The following is a 6,426-nucleotide window of genomic DNA, read 5'->3' on the forward strand; positions in this document are numbered from 1 at the left end:
CTGCACGAATCCCACGTTGGACACGAACGGCTCGATGACGTGGATCTTCTGGAGGGGCGTGACGATGAGCAGTTGCAGGCCAAGCCTGCCGAACAACTCCAGTCCGTAGCGGGCGGAGTCGTCGGAGCCTCGGCCGAACGCTTCGTCGATGACTACCAGGCGGAAGGTGCGGGCCTTGGGCTCGGCGCCGGCGAGGCCGAACTGGTAGGCGAGGCTGGCCGCCAGGACCGTGTAGGCGAGCTTCTCCTTCTGCCCGCCCGACTTGCCGCCGGAATCGGAGTAGTGTTCGTACTCCTCGTCATCCTCTCGCCACCGCTCGCTCGCCGCGAAGGTGAACCAGTTGCGCACGTCGGTGACCTTCTCGGTCCAGCGGCGGTCGATCTCGGCCAGGCCCTCGCGGCCGCGGAAGCGCTCGATGATCCGCTTGACCTCGAGGAACTTGCGCTCCGAGTACTGGTCGTCCTCACTGCCGCTCAGGCTGCCCTCGGTGCATGCCCGCAGGTCGCCGCGGAACTCGATTATCTCCCGGTCGTTCGTCGGCAGCGCCTCGAGCTGGATGTAGCGGCCCTCGTTGTAGTCGATCCCCCGCAACGAATCGTTGATCACGCCAATGCGCTCGCCAATGAGCGCGCGCTCGCGCTGTAGCTGCCCGTGGAAGTTCGCCACCTCGGTGATGGTGTTCTCGTTCAGCATCTCCTTGAAGCGGGCCTCGAACCTGGGCAAGTCATCGGAGGTGAGCCTCTCCAGCAGTTCCCGGTAGGCGCCGGCGGCCGCCATGCTGCTGTCCATCTCCTGACTCTCCTGTGGGAACTCTGCTCGGAAGGCCCCCATCTCTGCCACGATCCGCTCCTGGAGCCGGGTGAGCTGCTTGTCGGCGGCGTCGATCCTGGCGGTCAACTCGACCCGCAGGTCCCGCTCATGTGTATCGCAAGTCTCGACCGTGAGCTTGCGATCCGCCAGGAGCTGTTCGCGCAGGTCGGCGATCAGGCGGTTGTTCGCGCTGCTGTCGCCGCTCGCGTCTTCGCCGGCCAGCAGCTCCTCGGTCTGACTGCGGGCCGCACGGGCGTCGCTCTGCTTCTGCTCGGTCCTGGCGCGCCCGTCCCTTTCTCGCGCCAGCCGCTCCTCGGCCTCCTCGATCTCTCTTTCCACCGCGCCCAGCCGGCCCTGGAGCTCGAGCAGCACGTTCGACGACTCTTGCAGCGCCCGCTTCTCGTCCTCCAGCCGCTGCGCTTCGACCGCGAGCGAGCCCCAGTCGATCTCGCGGAAGTCGCGGTACTCGTCGAGTTGCGCCAGGGCCTTGAGGCGGTCGCCGACCCTCTGCTCCTGTGCCTGCAACTCTTCGATCCGCTGCGCCAGGCCGGCCAAACGTTCGGTCAAGCGCTCGAAATCGCCTTCGAGCGCCTCGATCTTCGCCTGGTTGCTCCAACCGAGGATGTAACGTGCGCGGTCGTCGATCCTGTGCCTGTCGTCCTTCTCGTGGCGCTCGCGGCTGCCCTTGATCTGGCCGTTGCGGGTGAGGGCGCGCTCCTCGCGTCGGAACTGCTCCTGCGACTCGCAGCAGGCGAAGTCGAAGCGGTGCGACAACTCGCGCTCCAGCCACTCGTAGTAGGGGCTGTCCGACTGGAGCGCCAGCTTGTGGACGAGGGAGTCGGGGTGTAGTTTCTTTGGGGCCGAGGAGGGCTCGGCCGGCCTCACGCGGTAATAGACGAGCCGCCCACGCAGATGGGTCCGGTCGACCCACTCGGCAACCTGGGCGTACCGCTCCTGTGGCACCAACAGTGAGAGTCCGAAGCCGTGCAGCAGGCGCTCGGCGGCGCCCTCCCAGTCCCTCGCCTGCTCGCGCACCTCGATGAGCTCGCCGGCGAACGGGAGCCGCTCCTCGGCGATGCTCAGCTCTTCGCACAGTCGACCGCGCAAGTCGACCTGCCTGGCGGGAAGATTATTGCGTCTGCTGCGAAGGCTGTCGATCTCGTTCGAGAGCTGCTGGTGCTCGAGCCTGTGCTGCTCGAACTCGACTCCGAGGTCACGCAGATCGCGCTTCAGCTCGTCCCCTCGCGACTCCTGCTCGTCCCGAAGGACCGCCAATCGTTGCCGTTGCGAGAGGAACTCGTCGAGCGATCGCACCGGCGTTGCGCCCACCATCTCGAGCAGGTCACCATAGCGTCGCGCCTTCTCCCTGCGCCGGTCGATCTCCTCGTTCAGCTGCTTCAAGTAGGCCGACAGGCGCTCCAGGCGATCGCCGCCGTTCTGCGCGATATTGCGGCGCAGCTCCTGCTCATCCAGGCGCAGTTTCTGGACCTCCTGCCGGTAGCCTTCGATGCGGCGGTCGCAGCGTTCGATCTCCTCCTGCAGGCGGAGCAGTCGATCGTCCAGGAGTCCGATCTTGAGCCGAGCGAAATACGGCTTGAGGCCTTCGCGGGCGGCGCGCAGCTCGCCCGCCTCGATAGCTGTTTCGTTGTGGCGATCGCACTTCTCGACGAGGGGAGCCAGCAGTTCGACTTGACGTTTCGCCTTGAGGATCGCCTCGTGTGCCCGGCTCAGGTCGTCGAAGTGTTCGAGCAGGGCGGCTATCTTCGGTTCGACCTCGAACGGCTCGAGCATGTGACTGCGGACGAAGCCGGTGAGGTTGCCCACCGACTTCATCGAGACTGTCTGGTGGAACAGCTCGAGTGCCTGCTCAGCCTGCAGGCCGAAGCGGCGCCGAAAGTGGGCACCGTAGCTGCTGAAGCTGTCGAAGATGGTGTCGCCGGCATCTCGGAGGCGTTTGCGCAGCTCCTTCACCTCGCCGCCGAAGTCGCTGAAATGGTCTGCGATGGCGAGCGGTCGTTCGGCGACGATGTAGAAGCGGGCCGGTTGACCAACGGTCTCCTTGAACCAGAAGACCTGAGCCAGGGTGATGGTCTGCGCCAGCGCTTCGTTCTCGAACCGGCCCAGGATGACCGAATAGGTTCCCGGCTCCCTCAGAGAGACGGGCCGGCCACCGTTGCCGGCATCGCCGCGCTCCGACTTGTAGTGACCAAGAACGTAACTGCGAAGGCTCCGCTCCTTGGACTCGGCCCCCGCCGCTCGGTTGTATGCGATCTTCTGGGCGGGCACCAGCAACGTCGTGACCGCGTCCACCAGCGTCGACTTGCCCGAGCCGATGTCTCCGGTGAGCAGCGAGTTCTGGCCGTTGAGGTCCAGCCGCCAGACCTTCTGGTGGAAGGTGCCCCAGTTGAGCACCTCGAGGCTGGCGAGCCGGAACCCGGCCTGGGAGGAGGCGAAGAGTGGGGAGAGGTCAGTCATCGTCCTGGTCCCGCGGTTCCTGACCCAGGTGCTGCCGGTACTCGGCCAGCTTCTGGTCCAACTCTCCCAGCCACTGCGCGTCGACGAAGGCCTTGATTATCCGGCGCACCTCGTACGCCTGCGGGCCCGCGCCTGGCGCCCGCCTGAGCTTGCGAACGAAACCCAGCTCGGCGACCTTGTTGAGGTGCGTCTCGACCCGGTCCACCAGCCGCGCCTCGTTGCTGCCGTCGGGCAGGAAGAGGCGAAGCGTCTCGGCCAACTCGTCGAGGGTGAGCACCAGTCGGGCTTGCGAGCCCTCGGCGTCGAACTCGGCGAGCTTCTTGCGCAGGAGCGCCAGCAGCAGGCTGACGGGGAAGGTGAGCTGTCGGCGGGCAACCAGTCGCGGCGCCCTACTCTCGGCCTCTTCGTCCTCCGGAAGCGAGCGCAGGAAGGCGAACCCTTCGGCCTCGTCCAGGTAGAGCTCGAGGCCCAGGACGCGGACGTAATCGCTCACCGCACCCTGCAGGGCGACCAACTGCGCCCAGGCATCGGCGTCCTCCTCCCGGTAGATCACGCCCTTCAGCAGGGTGGGGACGACCCGGGAGAGGGCCGGCTGTGTGGGGCTGCTCTGATCGGTTCCGAGGACCGGCTCCAGCATCGTCATACGCTCCGACTGCTCTGCTCTGTTCCGGGGGCCGGCTCCAGCATCGTCATACGCTCCTGAAGATGACACGAGGGATCCTGGCCCGTCGCTGTATGGAGTCTGCCGAGAGCCAGGCGATGGTCTCGCTGCCGGCCTCGTCCACCACGCTGTCATCGCTCTCGCCCGCCAGCCTCAGGTAGGTCACGAGTTCGGCCAGGCCGTGCTCGAGCGGGTACTGATCGATGATTTCGCCCAGCGTCACCTGGTCGCGCGCCTGCAGGACCCTCCGTATTCGCAGGGCCAGTTCCGCCGGGTCCACCTCGCTGTGAGCGAAAAGTGCCGAGGCATCTATCTCGGCGTCTCCCACCTCGACCGGCTCGCTTGCGATGGCCGGTGAGGAGGGGGGTGCGAAGAGGCGGCGTTCCATGGGCAGTTCGACGCTCGGGGAGATCGCGGCGATTTCGGCGAACGGCCCCGGTGGTTGGGCGTCCCGCACCGCCAACGCGTTGGCCTCCAGCGAGTTGAGGATCTCCATGATCCGCCGGTTCTCGAGCCATGCCTTGTCGTCGAGGAAGCGTCTGAGCTGTTGCGAGAGTTGCGCTACCGTGCGCTGGGTGTGGTCGCCCGCCTCCAACCAGTCGTAGTGGATGCGGCGCAACCTCGGCTCGGGCCGTTCCTCGGCGACGGCCGGTAGCCTCAGCATCTTGTCGAGGAGCTCCCCCAGCTCCTCCTGGCGTGACTGCGACATGAGCAACTCCCAGAACGCGCGGAAGCTCCTGCCCTGGTGCGATCCGGTTATTGCGTCCCGATCTCCCATGATCTCTTCGAGCAGCTCACCCTTGCCGCCGTCCCAAAGGGTGATCTTCTCGCGCGCCTGCCGGTCCAGCCGGCGGAAGTTGTGCTCGACCTCGCGGAAGTCGGCCAGCAATTGACTCGCCAGCTCGCGGAACTGCTGGTAGCGCTCCTTCACCGCGGTGCTGTCGAGCAGCGACAGGTCGCCCTCCTCTATGCGGGCGATCTGATCGTCGATCTCCTGGCGCTGGCGTCGCAACTCGTCGATCCGCACTTCAGGGTCGCGTTCGGTGCCGTGGCTCAGTTGACGCAGCAGATCGATCAGGGTGAGCAGCCGAGACTCGGTGCCCACGAATGAACGTTCGCTGAGGCTGGAGAGCCACCTTATAGCCTGCTCGGTGGCCGGAGTGAGGTCGTAGCGGGGTTCGTCGGAGTCGGCCGGGTAGAACTTGCGGAGCCAGCCCCGTTCGCTGCGCGACCAGTCGTTGAGATACGCGCGGGCGTCACGCGGGAAGGAATCCTCGCCCAGTCGCTCCCTCAGTCCGAAGAGCTCGTCGTCCAACGCCTCGATCAGATGCGCTTCGGGCAGAGTGCGCACGTTCGGCTCGAGGAACACCCGGTTGAGGAAAGCCGCGACGAAAGGGGCGTGCTGGGCACGCAACAACTGCCAGGCGGGGTGCTGGCGGCTGAGCAGTTCGAGGGTCGTGTAGTCCATAGTGGACCTCTTGAGGGCGGGGCGTCCGGCCGGAAGCGGTGGTGAGTCGAATTGTACCGGACCGGGGTTGCGTATCTTAGCTGGCCTGGTTCCCGCCAATCTCGTCTCGGCGAAAGCTGTCAGCCGCTCATTGATGAATGGATTTGTGCCCTGATCTAGGCTCAAGCCGCTGGACTCCCGGCAACGTATCAGGTGTAAGCACTCTTCCGGTGGCCCACCTTCACGATGGTGATCAGCAACTCGTCATCCTGTATCTCGTAAAGAATGCGGTAGGCACCCTGGCGGACGCGATAACGCTCCTGCGCTGTGAGCTTGACGCTCCCAGGCGGTCTCGGATCCTCCGCCAAACTCTCTATGCGGGACAGGATCTTGCCGACGTGAGATTTGGGAATAGCACGAAAGTCCTTCGCGACGGACTTCTTGAAGACCAGACTATATCTTGCCAAGGGATTTGAGCTCGTTCAGGAACTGCTCGTAGCTCAAAAGCGGGTCTTCACCACGCTTGCTGAACTCCGCAAGATCCTTCTGGTCCTCGAGCAGCGCCTCGGCTACTGCTTCATTGACGATGTCGGACAGCGAACGATCGCTCATGGCCGCCTTTAGCCGAAGGGCCGCATGGAGGTCAGGGTCGAAGTAAACCGTTGCTCGTTTCGACGTCTTCGGCATAGTGAAGGATAACGTCATGACGTTATAGCGTCAAGGCCCGCCTTCGAGCCTTGTTTCCGTCCGTGTCGAAGGAGAACGCAGCCTTCTTCTTCGATCCGCCTAATAAGATCCCTTCGCTTCACGCAATGTCGAGTTCTGCGGTCCGGCGCACGTTCGGAATCTCGCCGTCGTTCAGTTCGTCGAAGATTTCGCGAAGATTTTCCCTGAGTTCGTCTTCCGTCTCGCCCTGAGTCCGGTAGTCGGGGAACTCTTCCCAGTACCCCAGCCACATCTCGTCCTCTTGCCAGTAGACGTACCGCTGCTTCATTCTCGAATCTTAGCTAATTAGGGCGTGGCTGTCCGCCTA

General features: G+C 64.6%; 6 protein-coding genes. All 6 read right to left on the minus strand.

What is annotated here, in order from left to right:
• Positions 1-3,285, minus strand: a 3,285-nt coding sequence (locus VF168_02630; GenBank protein HEX7003065.1) for an ATP-binding protein, incomplete at its 3' end; no start/stop codon positions are given.
• Complete coding sequence (locus VF168_02635; protein ID HEX7003066.1) at positions 3,278-3,922, minus strand: DUF4194 domain-containing protein; 645 nt, start codon at positions 3,920-3,922, stop codon at positions 3,278-3,280. The genes VF168_02635 and VF168_02630, both read right to left, overlap by 8 nt.
• Before the next feature lie 52 nt (positions 3,923-3,974).
• On the minus strand, positions 3,975-5,414 hold the full coding sequence (locus VF168_02640) for a DUF3375 domain-containing protein (protein HEX7003067.1): 1,440 nt from the start codon (positions 5,412-5,414) through the stop codon (positions 3,975-3,977).
• Positions 5,415-5,602: 188 nt separating this feature from the next.
• A complete protein-coding gene (locus tag VF168_02645; GenBank protein ID HEX7003068.1) occupies positions 5,603-5,860 on the minus strand; it encodes a type II toxin-antitoxin system RelE/ParE family toxin in 258 nt (85 codons plus the stop codon).
• Positions 5,847-6,080 (minus strand): hypothetical protein, encoded by a 234-nt coding sequence (locus VF168_02650; protein HEX7003069.1) that lies wholly within the window; start codon positions 6,078-6,080, stop codon positions 5,847-5,849. The genes VF168_02645 and VF168_02650 overlap by 14 nt, the downstream gene beginning before the upstream one ends.
• A gap of 118 nt (positions 6,081-6,198) precedes the next feature.
• Positions 6,199-6,387 (minus strand): type II toxin-antitoxin system HicB family antitoxin, encoded by a 189-nt coding sequence (locus VF168_02655; GenBank protein ID HEX7003070.1) that lies wholly within the window; start codon positions 6,385-6,387, stop codon positions 6,199-6,201.
• Positions 6,388-6,426: the final 39 nt, after the last annotated feature.

The sequence above is a fragment of the Trueperaceae bacterium genome (assembly GCA_036381595.1).
In the GTDB taxonomy this organism is placed as follows: Bacteria; Deinococcota; Deinococci; order Deinococcales; family Trueperaceae; genus DASVCN01.